General features: G+C 67.1%; 19 protein-coding genes and 1 riboswitch. Of the genes, 12 read left to right on the top strand and 7 right to left on the bottom strand.

The window, feature by feature from the left end:
- Positions 1-24 precede the first annotated feature (24 nt).
- Genes ABZX86_RS01750 through ABZX86_RS01740 form a run of 3 tightly spaced genes read left to right on the top strand, consistent with a single transcriptional unit; the run spans position 25 to position 2139 of the window.
- Positions 25-1500: an NAD(P)/FAD-dependent oxidoreductase gene (locus ABZX86_RS01750; protein ID WP_355118983.1), complete on the top strand. Its 1476-nt coding sequence runs from the start codon at positions 25-27 to the stop codon at positions 1498-1500.
- Between the two features lie 23 nt (positions 1501-1523).
- On the top strand, positions 1524-1769 hold the full coding sequence (locus ABZX86_RS01745) for a type II toxin-antitoxin system Phd/YefM family antitoxin (RefSeq protein ID WP_297616757.1): 246 nt from the start codon (positions 1524-1526) through the stop codon (positions 1767-1769).
- Positions 1741-2139, top strand: coding sequence for a type II toxin-antitoxin system VapC family toxin (locus tag ABZX86_RS01740; RefSeq protein ID WP_355118980.1), 399 nt, complete (start codon positions 1741-1743; stop codon positions 2137-2139). The genes ABZX86_RS01745 and ABZX86_RS01740 overlap by 29 nt, the downstream gene beginning before the upstream one ends.
- 15 nt (positions 2140-2154) lie before the next feature.
- Here the strand turns inward: ABZX86_RS01740 and ABZX86_RS01735 are convergent, their stop codons facing one another.
- The 5 genes from ABZX86_RS01735 to ABZX86_RS01715 form a co-directional block, all read right to left on the bottom strand.
- The gene (locus tag ABZX86_RS01735; protein WP_355118978.1) at positions 2155-3075 is read right to left on the bottom strand and encodes a cation diffusion facilitator family transporter; all 921 of its coding nucleotides are present in this window, start codon (positions 3073-3075) and stop codon (positions 2155-2157) included.
- Positions 3076-3148: 73 nt separating this feature from the next.
- Complete coding sequence (gene manA / locus ABZX86_RS01730) at positions 3149-4384, bottom strand: mannose-6-phosphate isomerase, class I (protein WP_355118976.1); 1236 nt, start codon at positions 4382-4384, stop codon at positions 3149-3151.
- On the bottom strand, positions 4384-5559 hold the full coding sequence (locus ABZX86_RS01725; protein ID WP_355118974.1) for a tobH protein: 1176 nt from the start codon (positions 5557-5559) through the stop codon (positions 4384-4386). The genes manA and ABZX86_RS01725 overlap by 1 nt, the downstream gene beginning before the upstream one ends.
- Positions 5560-5632: 73 nt before the next feature.
- Positions 5633-7009 carry a phosphomannomutase/phosphoglucomutase gene (locus ABZX86_RS01720; protein ID WP_355118972.1) on the bottom strand — a complete coding sequence of 459 codons (1377 nt, stop codon included), beginning with the start codon at positions 7007-7009 and terminating at the stop codon, positions 5633-5635.
- Between the two features lie 72 nt (positions 7010-7081).
- Positions 7082-7471 carry a DUF3499 domain-containing protein gene (locus ABZX86_RS01715; protein ID WP_297616775.1) on the bottom strand — a complete coding sequence of 130 codons (390 nt, stop codon included), beginning with the start codon at positions 7469-7471 and terminating at the stop codon, positions 7082-7084.
- Between the two features lie 144 nt (positions 7472-7615).
- Here ABZX86_RS01715 and ABZX86_RS01710 point away from each other — a divergent pair, with 144 nt between their 5' ends.
- A complete protein-coding gene (locus tag ABZX86_RS01710) occupies positions 7616-8098 on the top strand; it encodes a metallopeptidase family protein (protein ID WP_297616778.1) in 483 nt (160 codons plus the stop codon).
- A gap of 31 nt (positions 8099-8129) precedes the next feature.
- On the opposite strand, the gene ABZX86_RS01705 is transcribed toward ABZX86_RS01710, so the two are convergent.
- Positions 8130-8357, bottom strand: coding sequence for a WhiB family transcriptional regulator (locus ABZX86_RS01705; protein WP_297616836.1), 228 nt, complete (start codon positions 8355-8357; stop codon positions 8130-8132).
- Between the two features lie 632 nt (positions 8358-8989).
- Between ABZX86_RS01705 and cofD the strand changes: the two genes are divergently transcribed.
- The 4 genes from cofD (at position 8990) to ABZX86_RS01685 (ending at position 12624) form a co-directional block, all read left to right on the top strand.
- The gene (gene cofD / locus ABZX86_RS01700) at positions 8990-9949 is read left to right on the top strand and encodes a 2-phospho-L-lactate transferase (protein ID WP_327146704.1); all 960 of its coding nucleotides are present in this window, start codon (positions 8990-8992) and stop codon (positions 9947-9949) included.
- Between the two features lie 17 nt (positions 9950-9966).
- Complete coding sequence (locus tag ABZX86_RS01695; protein ID WP_355118970.1) at positions 9967-11331, top strand: coenzyme F420-0:L-glutamate ligase; 1365 nt, start codon at positions 9967-9969, stop codon at positions 11329-11331.
- Entirely contained in the window at positions 11328-11846 is a 519-nt protein-coding gene (locus ABZX86_RS01690) for an NUDIX domain-containing protein (RefSeq protein WP_355118968.1), read from the top strand. The genes ABZX86_RS01695 and ABZX86_RS01690 overlap by 4 nt, the downstream gene beginning before the upstream one ends.
- Before the next feature lie 78 nt (positions 11847-11924).
- A riboswitch (FMN riboswitch) is annotated at positions 11925-12089 on the top strand.
- Between the two features lie 79 nt (positions 12090-12168).
- Positions 12169-12624, top strand: a complete 456-nt coding sequence (locus ABZX86_RS01685; protein WP_355118966.1) for a 6,7-dimethyl-8-ribityllumazine synthase — start codon at positions 12169-12171, stop codon at positions 12622-12624.
- An 87-nt stretch (positions 12625-12711) separates the two neighbouring features.
- Here the strand turns inward: ABZX86_RS01685 and ABZX86_RS01680 are convergent, their stop codons facing one another.
- A complete protein-coding gene (locus ABZX86_RS01680) occupies positions 12712-14112 on the bottom strand; it encodes a cation:dicarboxylase symporter family transporter (protein ID WP_355118964.1) in 1401 nt (466 codons plus the stop codon).
- 233 nt (positions 14113-14345) lie between these two features.
- Between ABZX86_RS01680 and ABZX86_RS01675 the strand changes: the two genes are divergently transcribed.
- From ABZX86_RS01675 to ahcY, 4 genes are all read left to right on the top strand, one after another.
- Complete coding sequence (locus tag ABZX86_RS01675) at positions 14346-15971, top strand: sensor histidine kinase (protein WP_355118962.1); 1626 nt, start codon at positions 14346-14348, stop codon at positions 15969-15971.
- 6 nt (positions 15972-15977) lie between these two features.
- The gene (locus tag ABZX86_RS01670; RefSeq protein WP_355118960.1) at positions 15978-16670 is read left to right on the top strand and encodes a response regulator; all 693 of its coding nucleotides are present in this window, start codon (positions 15978-15980) and stop codon (positions 16668-16670) included.
- Positions 16671-16930: 260 nt separating this feature from the next.
- Positions 16931-18025 (top strand): alkane 1-monooxygenase, encoded by a 1095-nt coding sequence (locus ABZX86_RS01665; RefSeq protein WP_355118958.1) that lies wholly within the window; start codon positions 16931-16933, stop codon positions 18023-18025.
- 123 nt (positions 18026-18148) lie between these two features.
- Positions 18149-19624, top strand: coding sequence for an adenosylhomocysteinase (gene ahcY, locus ABZX86_RS01660; protein WP_355118956.1), 1476 nt, complete (start codon positions 18149-18151; stop codon positions 19622-19624).
- Positions 19625-19657 lie beyond the last annotated feature (33 nt).

Raw genomic sequence — 19657 nt, 5'->3', positions numbered from 1 at the left:
GCCGGCCGCGCCTAGGCTGTGAATATGGCTGACGCGGTGGTGGTCGGATCGGGGCCCAATGGGCTTGCGGCGGCGGTGATCCTGGCCCGGGCGGGGCTCGAGGTGCAGGTCTACGAGGCCTCGGACGCGATCGGCGGCGGCTGCCGGACCGCGGAGGTCACGCTGCCGGGGTTCCGGCACGATCTGTGCGCGGGTGCGCATCCGATGGCGGTGGCGTCACCGTTCTTCCGCGCCTTCGATCTGGCCGCGCACGGGGTGGAACTGCTTGCCCCGCAGGTCTCCTATGCGCATCCGCTCGACGGCGGGCGGGCCGGACTGGCGTGGCGTGATCTCGAGCAGACCGCGGCCGGGCTCGGTCGCGACGGCGGATCCTGGCGGCGGCTCTTCGGACCGCTGGTGCGGGACTGGGAAGGTCTGGTCGCCCTCGGAATGTCGGATCTGCGGCACCCACCGCTCGACCCGATGGTGGGGGTGCGCTTCGCCCGCCGCCTCGCCGAACAGTCGACACCGCTGTGGAATCTGCGTTTTCGCGAGGAGCTCGCACCGGCGCTGCTGACCGGCATTGCGGCACATGCCATTCGGCCACCGCGCGGGATTCCGGGCGCCGGGGTCGCCATGCTGCTCGGCACGCTCGCGCATGTGCGCGGCTGGCCTGTCCCGAAAGGCGGCAGTCAGGCCATCAGCGATGCGCTCGCCGCCGATCTGCGCCGGCACGGCGGACGCATCAGCACCGGGCATCGCATCGATTCCATCGACGAATTCGGTGATGTGCGAGCCGTTCTGCTCGATCTGGCGCCCGCCGAACTACAGCGCATCGCCGCCGACCGCCTGCCGGGCCGATACTCCCGGACGCTGGGGAACTTCCGCTACGGCGGTGCGGCCTGCAAGGTCGATTTCGCGCTCTCCGGGCCGGTGCCGTGGCAGGCGCGCGGTTGTGAGCGGGCGGGGACCCTGCATCTGGTCGGCGCCCGCGCCGAGGCGGTCGCCGCCGAAAAGGCCGTGGCCGCAGGACAACACGCGGATCGTCCGTACGTGCTCGCCATTCAACCCGGCGTGGTCGACCCCACCCGGGCGCCCGCCGGGCAGCACAGCTTCTACACCTACGCGCACGTCCCGAACGGTTCCACCCGGGATATGACCGAGGCGATCACGGCGCAGGTGGAACGTTTCGCCCCCGGCTTCCGCGACCTCGTCCTCGCCACCCATGTGCAGACCGCCGCCACCATGCCCGCGCACAATGCCAACTACATCGGCGGCGATATCTCCGCCGGCGCAATGACCCTGCGCCAGACCGTCTTCCGCCCCGCCGCGCGCTGGAACCCGTACCGCACCCCGATCCCCGGCGTCTACCTCTGCTCCTCCGCCACCCCGCCCGGCCCCGGCGTGCACGGCATGAACGGCTACTACGCCGCCCGCCACGCCCTGCGCCGCGAATTCGGCGTCCACACCGACCCGCTGGAACTGCTCGGATCGCACCCGGGTGGCAGTGGACTGGACTAGACTTAGTCCACTATCCTTGGGTGATGACACAGGTAAATATTCATGAGGCCAAGACACACCTATCCCGGCTTCTCGAACGTGTGGCAAAGGGGGAACGCATTGTGATTTCCAAGGCGGGCAAGCCCATCGCCGATCTGGTTCCACATGGGGGGACGCCGGTCACCTTCGGCGGTCTCAAGGGCCAATTAGCGTACGACGACAGCGCATTCGGCATCGATCCCGACATTCAGCGGATGTTCTATGGGGATGATGCCGATGCTTCTGCTTGATAGTCAGACGGCACTGTGGTTGCTCGACGACAATCCGCGGCTGGGCGAGCATGCCCGGCGAATGATCAGTTCGGCTACCGAGGTGTACGTCTCCGCGGCGACGATTTGGGAGCTGACCATCAAAGCGATGCTCGGCAAACTGAAGATCCCGGCCGACTTCACCGAGTTAATCGGTACACAGGGCCTGGCCGTTCTCGACGTCACCGGCGAGCACGCCGAGGGGATTCGCGAATTTCCAGAACTTGTGCGGCACGACCCATTCGATCGACTGATCATCGCGCAGGCACAGGTCGAGATGCTGCGATTGCTCACCGCGGACCGTGTGCTGCTCGGTCTGAATCGAAGCTTCGTCGTCGATTCCACCCAGTGATCGACTCGGCTGGGCCTAGGCCGGCTGGGTGCGGTAGAGGTCCGGCTCCAGGTAGATGACGCGGGCGGCCGGAACCGCCGCGCGCACACGCGCTTCCGCATCATCGATGGCGGCCGCGATATCGGCGATCTCCAGCCCGGGGACGATGGCGATCTTGGCGGCCACCAGCATCTCCTCGGGGCCGAGATACTGGGTGCGCAGATGGATGAGACTGTCGATGCGCTGATCATCGACGAGCTGGGCGCGAATGGCGCGATCCTCTTCCGGGGTGGCGCCCTCACCGATGAGCAGGCTCTGCATCTCGATGATCAGGATGACGGCGATGACGCCGAGCAGGATGCCGATGGCCAGGGTGCCGATGCCGTCCCACACCGGTTCGCCGGTGAGCTCGGTCAGGCTGATGGCGACGAAGGCGAAGATCAGGCCGATGAGTGCGCCGGAGTCCTCCAGCAGCACTACCGGCAGCTCCGGATTGCGGGAGTTGCGGATGAACCGCCACCAGCTCGCATCGCCCTTGAGCGGCTTGGACTCTCGCATGGCGGTGGTGAAGCTGTAGCCCTCCAGCAGGATGGCGACACCGAGAATGCCGACCGCCACCCACGGGTTGGTCAGCTTCTCCGGATGCTCGATCTTGTGGATGCCCTCGTAGATCGCGTACACCGAGCCGAGCGCGAAGATCACCAGCGCGACGACGAACGAGTAGAAGTAGCGATTGCGGCCGTAGCCGAACGGGTGCAGCTGGTCGGCCTGCTGTGCGGCCCGGCGCTGACCCAGCAGCAGCAGACCCTGATTGGAGGTGTCCGCCACCGAGTGCACGGCCTCGGCCAGCATGGACGCCGATCCGGTAATGGCCGCGCCGATGAACTTCGCCACCGCTATACCGGCATTGGCGCTGAGCGCCGCCAGGATCGCCTTCTTACCGCCACCCGCTGACAATGTGCCGTCCCTCCGAACCGTTGTCCGTTTTGTCGTAAAACGTGCTTGGTGGGACAGCCTACCCAGACGGAGTTCAGTCCTCGTCGACCGTCGCGCAGAACAGTTGCGCCGCATCCCCGATGGCCTGCGCGCGAATATCGCCGTCGGCCGCGGAAATCCAGGCTGCATGGCCGCATTCGACCCGCAGCTTCTGCCCGCCCAGGAACAGCAGCACCGTGCCGTGCGTGCACAGCACGATGCCGGGCCCGGAGCGCGGCACCGGAATCGGCTCCGACCCGGGTGTCAGCTCATAGCGGCTGAGCGCGAATTCGGGTGCGGGCGTGTGGTACTGGAAAACACCCTCACCCAGCAGCTCCGGCTCGATGATCGGCAGATCCAGGGGTTCGAAATCCAGCACCCGCAGCAGTTCCGGCACATCCACGTGCTTGGGCGTGAGCCCGCCGCGCAGCACATTGTCGGAATTGGCCATGATCTCCACGCCGACGCCGCGCAGATACGCGTGCAGGTTTCCGGCGGCCAGGAACAGGGCCTCACCGGGCTCCAGGGTGATCCGGTTCAGCAGCAGGGCGGCAAGGGTTCCGGCATCACCGGGATAGGCCTCCGCCAGTTCCAGCAGGGTCCGCACCTCGGCGGTGAATTCCCGGCGCGAACCATTGGCACCGGCATCGCGTTCGGACAGGTAGTGCACGCAGCCGTCCAGCACCTTGGGCAGCAGCATGCTCAGGCTGGCCTGCGGCAGTGCGATCCAGGTGGTGAACAGGGTGCGCAGCCCGGCCGAATCCGGTTGTGCGGCCAGCAGTCCCGCATACGGCTCCAGCTCCGGCACCTCCAGCGCCCGCAGCAGCCGCACGGTGCGCATCGGATCGCGGAAGCCCGCGAGGGCTTCGAACCGGTCCAGCGCCACCACGAGTTCGGGTTTGTGGTTCTCGTCCCGGTAGTTGCGCATGGGGGAGTCGAGGGAGATGCCGGCGTGGTTCTCGCGCTGGAAACCGTTGCGCGCCTGTTCGAGACTGGGGTGCGCCTGCAGCGACAGCGGTTCCTCGGCGGCGAGGATCTTCAGCAGGAACGGCAGCCGGCCGTCGAATTCGCCCGCGACCGAACCGAGTTCGCGCTGCGGGTCGGCGCTGACCACCTCCAGCAGCGATTGACTGTGCCCGTTGATCCGCACCTGTGCGGGATCGGCGGGGTGCGCGCCGAACCAGAGTTCGGCCTCCGGATGCGCGGAAGGAACCGGTCGTCCGCACAGCTGAGCTAGCGCGGTGCGCGAGCCCCAGGCGTAGGAGCGCAGCGCACCAACGAGTTCGTGCACTAGTAACGTCCCCCGTCATAGCGTCCCTGGGTCGAGGCCGGACGCGAGAGTAGTCGCAGATACGCGGCCGACATCTCCAGCCGAAGCGACAGCACCGCAAGCTGTTCCAGCTCACCACCGCGCGCGGGCGGCACCGGCTGACCGGCTTCGAGCGCATGCACGGCGGCGGCTTCCGCATCCACGTTCACCAGGTCGACATCGACCAGCCCGGCGTCGGAGCCGAAGACCGCCAGTCGGCGCCGTGCGGCCACCTGGTCCTGGTCGGCGCTCAGTACGAAGATCCGCACCTGCTCCACCGGGGCCGGGCCGTCCAATTGCTCGTCATGGAAGAGCGGATCGAAACCGGGTACGGACACGCCTGCAGCTTCCACCAGTCGACCATGCGCCGCAACGGTTTCCGCAAGGTTGGCAGCGGCGGTGATCTGCCCGGCGGCGGCCAGCAGCACTTCGGAGCCGTGTTCGGCGAGAATCGCGGCGGCGGGCGAATCGCCCGACAGCACCATGCGCTTGCGCTGCTGCATACGGGTGGCGAGGGTCTTGGCCGGATTGTGGAACGCCTCGTGCTGCGGACCGTCCCGCAGCGCCTCGGCATCGAGCAGATCGGCGAGCGCGTCCAATTCCGGGAGCAGCGGCCCGGTGCGAGCGGGGTCGACCGCGGCCACCACCGCGATGCCGACGGCCAGATAGCGCAGCAGCCGATTGTGGTCGAGCACCCGGACCCGCGGTGGCAGCATGGTCGCGCGGCCCGCGGCGGCGGCGCGCAGCGGTCCCTCGTCGGGCGCGGCGACCACGACCTCCGCACCCCGGCGCACCGCGAAATCGATGGCCTCGGCCAGGCGCGGATCACCAGCGTCATCGCCCGCGACGAGCACCACATCCAACGGGCCGACCCAGGGCGGAATCGAGGTGACCGCCACCAGCGGCATACTCGTCCGATCCCCGAGGGCGGCCACCAGCAGTGCGGCGGCGCGGGCGGCGCGCCCGCTGCCGGAGAGCATGACCAGGCTGCGCGGTCTTAGATCCGTCAGCCGGGTCAGCGCGTTTTCGGCCAATGCCGCGGCGGTCGCGCGTACCAGCGCGCCGCCGGATGCGGCGCTGCGCAAGGTCCCCCCGGCATCGGCCGCTTCCAGCGAGGCGACGTCATCGAGGTCGAGTACAGGTGTCCCAGCGATCATCGGGCGTTGCCACCTCCCCTCATCGGGTCACCAGACGCTGGTGAATCCAAGCTCTGTGATTCCACTATTCCAGTCAGGCGCGGACGATGCTCAGGATCTCGGTGACGAGTTGGTCTACTTCGTCCTGCGATCGTGCTTCGACGTTGAGCCGCAGCAGCGGTTCGGTATTGGAGGCACGCAGATTGAACCAGGCGCCGTCGGGCAGTTGCACGGTCACGCCGTCCAGCCGGTCCACCGACTGGGCCCGCGCGCCGAACGCTTCGAGCACCGCCATGGTCCGCTCCTTCGCATCAGCCACTGTGGAGTTGATCTCTCCGGAGGCCGCATACGTTGCATACGCGGACGCGAGTTCGGACATCGGCCGGTCCTTGGCGCCGAGTACGGCCAGCACGTGCAGGGCGGCCAGCATGCCGGAATCGGCGCCCCAGAAGTCCCGGAAGTAGTAGTGCGCGGAATGCTCGCCACCGAAGATCGCGCCGGTGGAGGCCATCTGCTGCTTGATGAACGAGTGACCGACCCGGGTGCGCACCGCATTGCCGCCGAGCTGGGCGACCAGCTCCGGCACCGCATGCGAGGTGATCAGATTGTGGATGATGGTCGCGCCCGGCTCCTTGATCAGTTCGCGCTCGGCGACCAGACCGGTGATGGCGGACGGCGACACCGGAGCGCCCTTCTCGTCCACCACGAAGCACCGGTCGGCATCGCCGTCGAAGGCCAGGCCGATATCGGCGCCGGTCTTGCGGACGTAGTCCTGCAGATCGACCAGATTCTTCGGATCCAGGGGATTGGCTTCGTGATTGGGGAAATTGCCGTCGAGCTCGAAGTACAGCGGCTCGATGATGTACTGCGGCAGCGTGCCCAGCACGGCGGGCACCGTGAAGCCGCCCATGCCGTTGCCCGCGTCCACGGCGATGCGCAGCGGGCGCGAATCGCTCAGATCGACGAGCTTGTGCAGATAGGCCGCATAGGCGGCGAGCAGATCCTGTTCGGTGGCGGTGCCGCGCGGGCCGTCGTAGGCCGGGACGCCGGCGATGACCTCGTCGGCGATGGTGCGCAGCCCGGTGTCCTGGCCGACCGGCAGCGCCTTGGCCCGGCACATCTTGATGCCGTTGTACTTCGCGGGATTGTGCGAGGCGGTGAACATGGCGCCAGGGCATTCGAGATGGCCGGAGGCGAAGTACAGCCCGTCGGTGGACGCGAGGCCGATCTGGACCACATCGAGGCCCTGCGCGAGCACGCCCTCGGCGAAGGCGGCGGCCAGTTCAGGGGAGGAGTCGCGCATATCGTGGCCGATCACGACCTGCTTCGCACCCTCGGCGCGCATCAGCCGGGCGAAGGCGGAGGCCACATCCGCGACGAATGCCGCGTCGATTTGTTCGCCGACCACCCCGCGGACGTCATATGCCTTGATGACTGCATTTACGGACTCGGCGGAGCGTGGCTCTGTCATGCCGAACACACTAGTAGCTGTGTCCTGCAAGGTGAATTCGGTGTTGCCGCGCATGTCCGGAGCTTTGCTGCGCTAGTTCGGCGGATCGGGTAGGACACGTAGGTGACCGCGTCTGCCGGTGCGATTGGGGCGCTGCTGGGAGGGCGGATAGTCGGAGTAGCCGCGCGGATCAGGTTCCGGTGTGCGGCGGCGTAATCCGGCTTCGCGGACGGCCTCGGCCAGTGCGGTCAGATCGTCGTCGTCGGGGGTGCTGCTGGAAAACCCGCCCTCGTGCTTGACGAGTTCCCACCCCTTCGGCGCGGTGATCCGGGAGGCGTGCGTTTCGCACAGATCCCAGGAGTGCGGTTCGGCGACGGTGACGAGCGGTCCGACCACCGCCATCGAGTCCGAGTACACATAGGTGAGCGTCGCAACAGCCGGATTCTTGCAACCTGGACGGCAGCAACGACGCATGGGAATCACGCCATGCAGGGTAACCCTCCGGGCGCTCCGACGGGGACAGACACGCTCAACGTGGCGGTCCTCACCCGGATCCGGACCGTCAACGCTCCAGTCGCGACACGCGCCGACGCAGGCCGACCGATCGATTGGAGCTAGATTCGTGTCATGACCCGTTCACGTAAGAGGCGACCGCCCACCGCGCGGTCGGTCATCCGTCGCGGGCGGGGTGTGCGCGGGCCGATGCTGCCGCCGACGGTGCCTGCCCGCCGCACCCGCGGCCAGCAGTTCGACCGGTTGGTGCTGGAGGCCTTCGCGCCCCTGGAGAGCCGCTGGCACGATCAGCTCACCAAGCTGGATATCGCGGTGGACGATGTGCCGAAAATTCGTCCGCTGCACCCGGATTCGGTGACCTGGCCGGACGAGGTCGTCGCCGACGGCCCGGTGCCCCTGTCGCGCCTCATCCCGGCAGGGGTGGACCGTTACGGCCAGGCGACCCGGGCCCGCGTGGTGCTGTTCCGCAAACCGCTGGAACTGCGGGCCGGTGATCCGGACGATCTGGTGGACCTGCTGCGCGAAGTTCTCGTTCAGCAGATCGCCACCTACCTCGGAGTCGACCCGGATGTGATCGACCCCGAGCCCGAGGAGTGAAACACCCCTCGGGGCAAAGGATTCCGCGCTCTCAGATGATGCCGCGCTTGAGGCGACGGCGCTCGCGTTCGCTGAGGCCGCCCCAGATGCCGAAGCGCTCATCGTTGGCGAGGGCGTAGTCGAGGCATTCGTCGCGGACTTCGCAGCCCATGCAGATGCGCTTGGCCTCGCGGGTGGAGCCGCCCTTCTCGGGGAAGAACGCCTCCGGATCGGTCTGAGCGCAGAGCGCCCGTTCTTGCCACTGCTCGGCTTCGGTCATCGCGCGACCGCCGCGTGAAAAACTGTCGAACGCTTCATCAGTGCCCGTGACGATCAGGCTCAGGCGTGGTGGTTCGGGCTGGTATTGCGCCCGCGCCCACTGTCCGCCCCCCGGCCGTATCGTCATCGGTTCACCCCCCTCGAGTCCGTTCCATGTGTCGGCGCAGAAATCAGGAGCTGCGCCAGCTGTGGAATCGGTTTGCGATACACCGCCTGGAAAATTCGACGGGGCCAGCTCATCGGCCATCGCTCCGCCTCCTCACTGTGTGTTAGCGCAGAATGATTAATCCGTCGGAACCGATCCCACCGACGGCCCAACACCGCGACGTAGTCCCGCGGCCATCCCCGAGCTGTTCGCCACTCCGATGATGCGAACACATGTTCGAAAAGCCGTCCGCGCCTTGAGCTCTCGCGCGGACCCGGAATGACATGCCTGTGATTAGACACGCCGGGCGCGGTGGTGGTCAAGCTGCCGAGGCTATTCCGTTACCATCTGCGACCCGCTTCGGCAAGGTATCCGCAGATCAAACAGCAAATTCACAGCAAATATCTAGTGAGGCAAATTCGCACCCGAAACGCATAGGCTGTGCGGATGTGACTCGAGAACAAGCGGACACCGCCCCCGGCACCGGTCTGCGGATCGCGGTATTGGTCGGCGGAGTGGGCGGCGCGCGGTTCCTGCAGGGCGTGCGCGAACTGGTCCCCGGCGCCGAAGTAACGGCCATTGTGAACGTCGGCGACGACGTCTGGATGCACGGCCTACGGATCTGCCCGGATTTGGACACCTGCATGTACACGCTGGGTGGCGGCATCGATACCGAACGCGGCTGGGGCCATGCGAACGAGACCTGGAACGCCAAGGAGGAGCTGGCGAAATACAACGCTCAGCCCGATTGGTTCGGCCTGGGTGATCGCGATATCGCCACCCACCTGATTCGTACCGAAATGTTGCGTCAGGGTTACCCCCTTTCGGCGGTGACCGAGGCTCTCTGCAACCGGTGGCAACCCGGTGTGAAGCTGCTGCCCGCCACCGACGACAGGTCTGAAACACACGTCGTTATCGCGGACCCGGAGAACCCTGGCGAACGTCGCGCGATCCATTTTCAAGAGTGGTGGGTGCGCTACCGGGCGAACGTTGAGACCCATGGATTCGTGACTATTGGGGCAGACCAAGCAAAACCCGCCCCCGGTGTGACCGAAATCATAGCGGCCGCGGACGCTGTTCTGCTGGCCCCTTCCAACCCCGTTGTGAGCGTCGGATCCATCCTCGCGGTGCCCGGAATTCGCAGTGCGCTGCGCACCACCGACGCCAGGGTGATCGGCCTGTCCCCGGTGGTCGGTGGAAAGCCGTTGCGCGGCATGGCCGATGAATGCCTCTCCGTCATCGGTGTGGAGACCACCGCCGAAGCGGTCGGCAACTACTACGGCGCGCGCAGTGCCACCGGCATTCTGGACGGGTGGCTGGTGCACAGCACCGATACCGCCGACGTCCCCGGCGTCGAGGTCCGCAGTGTGCCCCTGCTCATGTCCGATCCCGCCGCCACCGCCGAAATGGTGCGGGAGGCCCTGGACATCGCCGGCGTGAAACCTTGAGTGCTGGGAGTGAATTCGTGAGTACCGAACCGAACGCCTCGCGGCCCGATCACGCCGCGGGCGGCGAGCTGAGCATTCGGCCGATCCTCGGCCTGCCGGAATTCCGGCCCGGTGACGATATCGCCGAACACATTGCGGCACAGGCGCCCTGGTTGCAGGACGGCGATGTGCTGGTGGTGACCAGCAAGATCGTGTCCAAGGTGGAGGGGCGCATCGTCGCGGCCCCGGCCGATCCGGAAGCGCGGGACGCGGCCCGGCGCGAGCTGGTGCTGCAGGAGGCCGTGCGGGTGCTGGCGCGCAAGAACCGCACCCTCATCACCGAGAGCCGGCTCGGCATTGTGCAGGCCGCCTCCGGGGTGGACGGGTCGAATGTCGAGCAGGGCGAATTGGTGCTGCTGCCGGTCGATCCCGATGCCAGTGCGAAGGCCCTGCGCGCGGCGCTGGCCGAACGCCTCGGCGTGCAGGTGGCCGTGGTCATCACCGACACCATGGGGCGCGCCTGGCGCAACGGCCAGATCGACGCCGCCATCGGCTCTTCCGGGCTGCGGGTGCTGCACGACTATGACGGCGCGATCGACGGGCAGGGCAATGAGCTGCACGTCACCCTCGTCGCGATCGCCGATGAGCTGGCGGCCGCCGCGGATCTGGTGAAGGGCAAGCTCGGCGCGGTGCCGGTCGCGGTGGTGCGCGGGCTGGAGTACGCCGACGACGGGTCCTCCGCGGCGGATCTGCCGCGCCGCGGGGTCGACGATCTGTTCTGGCTGGGCACCGAGGAGGCCATCGAGCTCGGCCGTGGTCAGGCGCTGCTGATGCGCCGCTCGGTGCGGCAATTCGCGGAGACCCCGGTGGATCCCGGCGTCATCCGGGCTGCCGTGGGCGAGGCGCTCACCGCGCCGGCCCCGCATCACACCCGTCCAGTCCGGTTCGTCTGGTTGCGCGAGCGCGGCCTGCGGAATCAGCTGCTCGAGGCCATGGCCGAGAAGTGGCATGCGGATCTGTCCGCCGATGGTCTGTCGCAGGAGCGTGCGGACAAGCGGGTCGGCCGCGGCCGCATCCTGTTCGACGCACCCGAGGTGATCATCCCGTTCTGTGTGCCCGACGGCGCACACGACTATCCGGACGCCCGCCGCCGCGCCAATGAATCCACCATGTTCAATGTCGCGGTCGGTGCGGCCGTGCAGGGCCTGCTGGTCTCGCTCGCCACCAAGGGGGTGGGCAGCTGCTGGATCGGCTCCACCATCTTCGCCCCCGAGATCACCCGCGAGGTGCTGGGCCTGCCGCAGGACTGGAATCCCTTGGGCGCCATCGCGATCGGTCACCCACTCGAGCCACTCGCACCCCGCGAGGCACGCGAGCCGGGCCTCGGACTGGTGGAGCTGTGAGTGCGGAGTCGTTGCACGCGTCGGCGCAGGAGTTGCTCGAAACCTGGTCTCCGGCAGCGGGTCCGGATCAGTCGCTGCGGGAGGCCATGCTCGCGTTCCTGGGGTCCGCGCCGCGCGGTTGCCTGCGTGAGCATGCGCCGGGGCATATCACCGCCTCGGCCATCGTGCTCTCGCACGACGAGTCCGAGGTGCTGCTGACGCTGCATCCGCGGGTGGGTCGCTGGATCCAGCTGGGCGGGCACTGCGAGGAGTCCGACGAGTCGGTGGCGGCCGCCGCGTTCCGGGAGGCCACCGAGGAATCGGGGATCGCGGACCTGACCCTCGAGCCCGGGCTGTACGGCGCGCAGGCGCATCCGATCACCTGCTCGCTGGGCGTCCCGACCCGGCACCTGGATCTGCTGTTCAAGATCAAGGCGCCGAAAGACGCGGTCCCCGTGCGCAGTTCGGAATCCACCGATCTGCGCTGGTGGCCGGTGGGCGGATTGCCCGCCGACGCGGACGTGCTGCTGCGCTGACTGCGGTGACCGGTCACCGGATATCGGGGCCGGCTCACATTGATTCCACCCCGCCGAACGCCTAGAGTCCGATTCGTAAGACGTTCTCAGGGCGGGGTGGAAATCCCCACCGGCGGTCATGGCGTCCGGCCTATCCGGTACGCACGAGCCCGCGAGCGCCGAGCGGTTCACGGACCGCTCGGGTCAGCAGATCCGGTGTGAATCCGGAGCCGACGGTCACAGTCCGGATGAAAGAGAACGCGACGGTTCCGCCGCTCCGCTCGCGCGGGTCGGCGCGTTCGCGTCGTCATGCCCTGGGTGACAACGCGAACAGGAGATAGTCATGTCACCCATCAATTCGACGGCCGGTCGGATCGCCGTGGTCGCCGCGCGCTGGCACGCGGAGATCGTGAACAAGTCCGTGGCCGCCTGCCGCGCCGGTCTCGCCGAGCACGGATATCCGGATGTCGATGTGATCGAAGTGCCCGGCGCCTTCGAAATCCCCTTGCAGGCCAAGCGTTTGGCGGCCAGTGGCGAGTACGCCGCGATCGCCGCCTGCGCCCTCGTGGTCGACGGCGGCATCTACCGCCACGACTTCGTGGCCTCGACGGTGGTGGACGCGCTCATGCGGGTGCAACTCGACACCGATGTGCCGGTGTTCTCCGCGGTGCTCACCCCGCACCACTTCCACGAGCACGCCGAACATCTCACCTACTACTCCCGGCACTTCGAAGTGAAGGGCGCGGAGCTGGCCAATGCCATTGCCGCCACCCTGAGCATCGGCGCGGTACTGCGCTGATCGGCATCGGCGCGGTACCGCGCCGACAGCAGCGGACCCGCTGCGGCGCAAGGGCATTACGTCGCAGCGGGTCCGGATTCAGGTGGCTCAGGCCGGAACCGGGGTCTTCTCGACCGGTGCGGCGGTGGGGTCGGCAGTCGTTGCGGCGGTAGGGGTTTCGGTTCCCGCGGTTGCCGGATGGTCGTCCACCATGGCGGTTTCGTCGAACGGCAGCTGCCGGTCGAGCACGGCGCGCATCCGGGCCGGTTCGATGGTCTTGGTCCACGTCCCGATGAGCACCGTGGCCACCGCATTGCCCGAGAAGTTGGTCACCGCACGGGCTTCCGACATGAAGCGGTCGATGCCGACGATCAGGCCGACGCCGTCGAGCAGTTCGGGGCGATGGCTCTGCAGCCCGCCGGCGAGCGTGGCCAGGCCCGCACCGGTGACACCGGCCGCGCCCTTGGACGCCACGATCATGAAGACCAGCAGACCCAGCTGTTCGGTCCAGGACAGCGGTTTGTGCATGGCGTCCGCGACGAACAGGGTGGCCATGGTCAGGTAGATGGCGGTGCCGTCCAGATTGAACGAATATCCGGTCGGCACAACAACTCCCACCGTGGTGCGCTCCACGCCCAGATGCTCCATCTTGGCGATGAGCCGCGGCAGCGCGGACTCCGAGGACGAGGTCGCCACGATCAGCAGGTATTCGCGGGCCAGGTACCGCACCAGCTTGAAGATGGACACTCCGGCGACCGTGCGCAGCAGTACGCCGAGGATGCCGAAGACGAAGACCGCGCAGGTGAGATAGAACGCGACCATGAGCAGTGCGAGCTGTTTCACCGCGTCGAGTCCGGTGCGCGCCACCACATTCGCGATGGCGCCGAATGCGCCGATCGGCGCCAGCCACAGGATCATGGTCAGGATGCGGAACACCAGCTTCTGCAGCAGTGCCACACCGCGCAGCAGGGGTTCACCGGTGCTGCCCATGGCCTGGATGCCGAAGCCGACCAGCAGCGCCACGAACAGCGTCTGCAATACCTTGCCGCCGGTCAGCGCCGAGACCAGCGTGGTCGGGACGATGTCCTTGACGAAAGTCCAGGTGCCACCGGCGCTTTGCGCATCCTTCGCGTACTGGACGGACTCCTTGGCGTGTGCGGCGATATCGAGCCCGCTGCCCGGATGCAGCAGATTGCCGACCACCAGGCCGATGGCCAGCGCCACCGTCGACATGATCAGGAAGTACCCGATCGCCATGCCGCCGATCTTGCCGACCCGGGCCGCCGCGCGCACCGATCCGATGCCGAGCACGATGGTGCAGAAGATGACCGGCGAGATCATCATCTTGATCAGATTCACGAACAGGGTGCCGAGCTCGCCCACCGATCTGCCGAAACCCGGTGCGAGCCAGCCGACCAGAATGCCGGCCAGCACCGCGAGGATGACGGCCAGGTACAACCAGTGGGTGCGGTCGCGGCGGGCGCTCGGTGTTCTTGTCGCTGTACTCATTGAAGCCTCTCCGTCATCCCGGCAAGCTCTTGGCCGGGATCCACCGAAATGGGTGGCCGTGTCGCGAGTGTGGATCCCGGCCGAAAGCGCGCCGGGATGACGAGCCGAAGCGCGCCGGGGTGACGAACGGTCAGTCGGTGTGAACCCGCTCACGCCGGTTCGTGAAGAATGATGTGCCCGGGCAGTGACGCCGGTCACTGTTGCGTAAGTTTTGTTCACGGCACGGAGGCGCAGTGATCGGTCGTAGAACGGAGCGCGGGGCGCGGATCCGGCGCGGGCGCTCGGTCGCCGGGCAGGTGTTCGCCGTGCAATTGGCGGTGCTGGCGGTGGTCATCGGGGTCGGCACCGCGCTGGTGGTGCTGCAGACCCGGCATGCTCAGGACGACGCCACCCGGGCGCAGGTCATCGATATCGCGGTGGCCCTCGCCCGCTCGCCCGCGACCCTGACCGCGGTGCGCAGTCCCGATCCGACGGCGCTGCTGCAACCGGTGACCGAGAGCATTCGCCGGAGCACCGGCGTCGATTTCATCGTGGTCATGGCCCCCGACCGCACCCGCTATACGCACACCGATCCGGACCGCATCGGGAAACCGTTCAGCGGCACCATCGATCGCGCGCTGGCGGGGGAGACCTTCACCGAGACCTTCGCCGGCACGCTGGGCCCGTCCATTCGCTCGGTGACTCCGGTCCGGGACGGCGACGGCCACATTGTCGCGCTGGTCTCGGCGGGCATCACCCGCGTGCACATCGGCGCCCAGGTGCGCGCGCAGCTACCGGCCATTCTGATGGTGGCCGCCGCCGGACTGGTGTTGGCGCTGCTGGGCGCACTGCTGTTGCGCCGCAGGCTGTTGCGCCAGACCCTGGGTCTGGCTCCGGCCGAAATGCGCACGCTGTACGAGCATCACGATGCCGTGCTGCACTCCGTGCACGAGGGCCTGCTGGTCTTCGATAAATCGGGTGAGCGCGCCGAGGTCGTCAATGACGAGGCGCGGCGGCTGCTGCAGCTGCCGGACGGCCCGGTGCTGCGGACCGATCTGCCCATCTCATTGCAACGGCTCGGGCCGGAGGTTGTGCGCGATGAGATGCATGTGACGCCGGAGCGGGTGCTGGTGGTCAATCAGGATCTGGTCGAACACGGCGGCCGCCGGATGGGCACCGTGCTCACGCTCCGCGACCACACCGAATTACGGGACGTACTGGGCGAATTGAATTCGGTGCGCGGTTTCGCCGAAGCCCTGCGCGCCCAGGCGCACGAGGCCGCCAATCGCCTGCACGCCGTGATCACCATGGTGGAGCTGGGCCGGTCCCGGGAGGCGGTCGCCTTCGCCACCGCGGAGCTGGAACTGTCGCAGGCGCTCATCGACCGGCTGGCCGGTGCGGTCGCCGAACCGGCCGTGGTCGCGCTGCTGCTGGGCAAGGTGGAGCAGGCGGCCGAATTCGGTGTGGAGCTCACCGTCACCGGTGACACCCTGCTCGATTCCACCGATCCGCTCACCGCGCACGAAATGGTCACCCTGCTCGGCAATCTCGTCGACAACGCGCTCGATGCTGTCGGGCGGGACGAGGACGCCTGGGTGGAGGTCACCGTCCGCCGCGATGACGCCGAGCTGTATGTCCGGGTCACGGACAGTGGTCCGGGCATGTCCGAGGAGTTGTTCAGCCGGGCGACCGAGCGTGGCTATTCCACCAAGACCGACCATCACGGCCTGGGTTTGGCGCTGGTGCGGCGGCTGGTAGCCCGGTACGGCGGGGAGCTGCGGGCGAGCCGGGAGCCCGAAGCGGCTGTTATCGTGCGCTTTCCGTGTCCGGTCGGGGCGCGGCGGGACGAGGGTGCGGATGCGGGTTCGGGTGATGGGTAGGTACCGGTGATCAGAGTCCTGATCGTGGAGGATGATCCGGCAATCGCCGAGGCGCACCGCTCCTACGTGGACCGACTGCCCGGTTTCGAGGTGGCGGGCGTCGCGCACACCGGGCGGGACGCGCTCGCCGCCGCCGCGAGGTCACAGAAAGATAACGACTCCGTAGACCTCGTTCTGATGGATATCGGTTTACCGGATATGAGCGGTCTTGCGGTCGCAGCGGCTTTAGCCGGACTGCGCCCGCGCCCGGATGTCATCGCCGTGACGTCCGCGCGCGATCTGGCCATGGTCCGCGCCGCCGTCGCGCACGGAGTGGTGCTGTATCTGCTGAAGCCGTTCACCTTTTCGGCATTCCGCGAGAAGCTCGAGCGCTATCTCGAATATCGGACGGCGCTGCCGGCGGGCGAGGCGGCCATCTCGCAGCAGGAGATCGACCGCGCCTTCGGCATGCTGCGGACTCCCGATCAACGGGCTACCTCGCCGAAAGGTATTGCGCCACAGACGATGGAGGAGGTTTCGCGTGCGGTGCGCGCGGCATCCCAGGGCGTGTCCGCCGGAGAGGTCGGGCGCGTCGTCGGCGTTTCGCGGGTTACCGCGTGGCGATACCTGGAGCGTCTCGCCGAAGACGGCGTGGTGCGGCGGCGAACGGACTACGGTCGCACCGGGCGACCGCAGGTGCGTTATTTGTGGTTGCACTGAGTTCCGATTCACCACCGGTTTGCCAGAGATGTGCGGTGACGGCCATCACATGGATAGATGCCTGTTCGGCCTCTGTTCATGGTGTAACAGTTGCCACCTTTGGCGACGAACCGCTGTTGTAACGGGGATAGAGTCTGTACATATCTACCTGCGAAGTTCTGAGGTATCTAATTAGCGGGGCAAACTTGCAATTGGTCGGCAAACGGTCGGGTTCGCCGGATCCCAAACGTCACCTGTGGGTGTTGGGGCTCATCGCCCCGATGAGTGCATTGTTGCCGTCGCAGCTGGTCTACTGGACCCGCTTCGAGGTGTTCTGGTGGATCGGACCGATCATTGTTCTCATTGTCATACCCGTCCTGGACTGGGTCGTCGGGGAAGACGGCACCAATCCGAAGGATGAGGATTACGAACTACTCTCCAACGACCGGTACTACCGGTGGTGCACCTATCTGTTCCTTCCGGTGCAGCTGATCGGCCTGTATATCGCGGCCGTCATGTGGGCCGGTACCGACCTGTCGGTCATCGACAAGCTCGGGCTCGCAGCAACTCTCGGGTTTGTCAGCGGAATCGGTATCAATGCCGCGCACGAGCTCGGGCACCGGGTCGAGCATATGGAGCGGTGGCTGTCGAAAGTGGCTCTCGCGCAGTCGGCGTACGGCCATTTCTTCGTGGAGCACAATCGCGGCCATCACGTTCGTGTCGCCACCCCGGAGGATCCGGCCAGTGCCCGCATGGGCGAAACGCTGTGGGAATTCCTGCCGCGCAGCGTGCTCGGTGGCTTCCGTTCGGCTATCGGGCTCGAGCGGGACCGGCTGCGCCGAAAAGGGCAGGGCTGGTGGAGCATCCACAATCATGTGCTGCAGGCCTGGGCCATGACGGTGGTGCTCTTCGGCGCGCTGGTCGGTGGGTTCGGCTGGCGAATCCTGCCGTATCTGCTGCTGCAGGCCGTGATCGGCGCCGCGCTGCTGGAGACGGTCAACTATGTCGAGCACTACGGACTGCTGCGGCGCCGGCGGCCCAATGGCAAGTGGGCGCGGTGCTCGCCGAGCGACAGCTGGAACAGCGACCGCCTGGTCACCAATATTTTCCTGTTCCATCTGCAGCGGCACAGCGACCACCACGCAAATCCTGGACGCAGGTACCAGACTCTGCGCTCCACTCAGGAATCGCCGCAGCTCCCGGCCGGTTATGCCACCATGATTCTGCTGGCGCTGTTTCCGCCGCTGTGGCGCTACGTGATGGATCAGCGGCTGCTGACGCACTACAGCGGCGATATCAGCCGCGCCAATATCCAGCCGCGCAAACGCGACCGCATCCTGGCCCAGCACGGCGACGGGATGGCGGCCGCCGCCTGAGCGGCAACCCCCCGGCTCTCGCACCGAGGGGGTGCGAGGCTGCCGTCGCGGTGTCGCCTCCGCGCGGCACCGACTAGCCTTGCTTGCGGAAGACAGGCCGACCAGGAGAGGCACGAGAGGCAGATGACGACCGCAGTGACCAGCATGATGACCCCCGACGTCCGCAACGGGATCGACTACAAGGTGGCGGACCTCTCGCTGGCCGAGTTCGGCCGCAAGGAGATTCGGCTCGCCGAGCACGAGATGCCGGGCCTGATGGCACTGCGTCGCGAGTACGACGACGTGCAGCCGCTGCGCGGTGCGCGCATCTCCGGCTCGCTGCACATGACCGTGCAGACCGCCGTCCTGATCGAGACCCTGGTGTCTCTCGGCGCGGAGGTCCGCTGGGCCTCCTGCAATATCTTCTCCACCCAGGACCACGCCGCCGCGGCCATCGTGGTGGGCCCGAACGGCACCGAGGACGAGCCCAAGGGCATCCCGGTGTTCGCGTGGAAGGGCGAGACCCTCGAGGAGTACTGGTGGGCCGCCGAGCAGATGCTCACCTGGCCCGGCGAGCCCGCGAACATGATTCTCGACGACGGCGGTGACGCCACCATGCTGGTGCTGCGCGGCGCCCAGTTCGAGAAGGCCGGCGTCGTGCCGCCCGAGGACGAGACCCACTCGGCCGAGTACAAGGTGTTCCTGAACCTGTTGCGCGCCAGCCTCGAAGCCGACAAGGCCAAGTGGAGCGTCGTCGCCGACAGCATCAAGGGCGTCACCGAGGAGACCACCACCGGTGTGCTGCGGCTGTACCAGTTCGCCGCCGCGGGTGAGCTGCCCTTCCCGGCCATCAATGTCAACGACTCGGTCACCAAGTCCAAGTTCGACAACAAGTACGGCACCCGGCACTCGCTGGTCGACGGCATCAACCGTGGCACCGATGTGCTCATCGGCGGCAAGAAGGTGCTGATCTGTGGTTACGGCGACGTCGGCAAGGGCTGCGCCGAATCGCTCAAGGGCCAGGGCGCGCGCGTCCAGGTCACCGAGATCGACCCGATCAATGCGCTGCAGGCGCTCATGGACGGCTTCGACGTGGTGACCGTCGAGCAGGCCATCGGCGATGCCGACATCGTGGTCACCTCGACCGGCAACAAGGACATCATCACCCTCGAGCACATGAAGGCGATGAAGGGTCAGGCCATCCTCGGCAATATCGGCCACTTCGACAATGAGATCGATATGGCTGCGCTCGAGCGTTCGGGCGCGCACCGCCTGAACATCAAGCCGCAGGTCGATCTGTGGACGTTCCCGGATTCGGGTCGCAGCATCATCGTGCTGTCCGAGGGCCGCCTGCTGAACCTGGGCAATGCCACCGGCCACCCCTCGTTCGTCATGTCCAACTCCTTCTCCAACCAGGTCATCGCGCAGCTCGAGCTGTGGACCAAGCCGGAAGAGTACGACAACGAGGTCTACCGCCTCCCCAAGCACCTGGACGAGAAGGTCGCCAAGATCCACGTCGAGGCCCTGGGCGGCACCCTCACCAAGCTCACCAAGGACCAGGCCGAGTACCTCGGCGTGGACGTCGAGGGCCCGTACAAGCCCGAGCACTACCGCTACTGAGCGGATCCGCCTGTAGGACATAAAGATCGGCCG

The organism is Nocardia sp. NPDC006630 (assembly GCF_040611495.1).
Taxonomy (GTDB): Bacteria; Actinomycetota; Actinomycetes; order Mycobacteriales; family Mycobacteriaceae; genus Nocardia.
This window is presented reverse-complemented; position numbering and strand designations above follow the sequence as displayed.

Bases quoted from the DNA above. Each gene is read 5' to 3' on its own strand.
- ABZX86_RS01750 (WP_355118983.1), top strand. From the start codon at position 25: ATGGCTGACGCGGTGGTGGTCGGATCGGGGCCCAATGGGCTTGCGGCG.
- ABZX86_RS01745 (WP_297616757.1), top strand. From the start codon at position 1,524: ATGACACAGGTAAATATTCATGAGGCCAAGACACACCTATCCCGGCTT.
- ABZX86_RS01740 (WP_355118980.1), top strand. From the start codon at position 1,741: ATGGGGATGATGCCGATGCTTCTGCTTGATAGTCAGACGGCACTGTGG.
- ABZX86_RS01725 (WP_355118974.1), bottom strand. From the start codon at position 5,559: ATGATCGCTGGGACACCTGTACTCGACCTCGATGACGTCGCCTCGCTG.
- ABZX86_RS01720 (WP_355118972.1), bottom strand. From the start codon at position 7,009: ATGACAGAGCCACGCTCCGCCGAGTCCGTAAATGCAGTCATCAAGGCA.
- ABZX86_RS01710 (WP_297616778.1), top strand. From the start codon at position 7,616: ATGACCCGTTCACGTAAGAGGCGACCGCCCACCGCGCGGTCGGTCATC.
- ABZX86_RS01705 (WP_297616836.1), bottom strand. From the start codon at position 8,357: ATGACCGAAGCCGAGCAGTGGCAAGAACGGGCGCTCTGCGCTCAGACC.
- ABZX86_RS01685 (WP_355118966.1), top strand. From the start codon at position 12,169: ATGTCACCCATCAATTCGACGGCCGGTCGGATCGCCGTGGTCGCCGCG.
- ABZX86_RS01680 (WP_355118964.1), bottom strand. From the start codon at position 14,112: ATGAGTACAGCGACAAGAACACCGAGCGCCCGCCGCGACCGCACCCAC.
- ABZX86_RS01665 (WP_355118958.1), top strand. From the start codon at position 16,931: ATGAGTGCATTGTTGCCGTCGCAGCTGGTCTACTGGACCCGCTTCGAG.
- ahcY (WP_355118956.1), top strand. From the start codon at position 18,149: ATGACGACCGCAGTGACCAGCATGATGACCCCCGACGTCCGCAACGGG.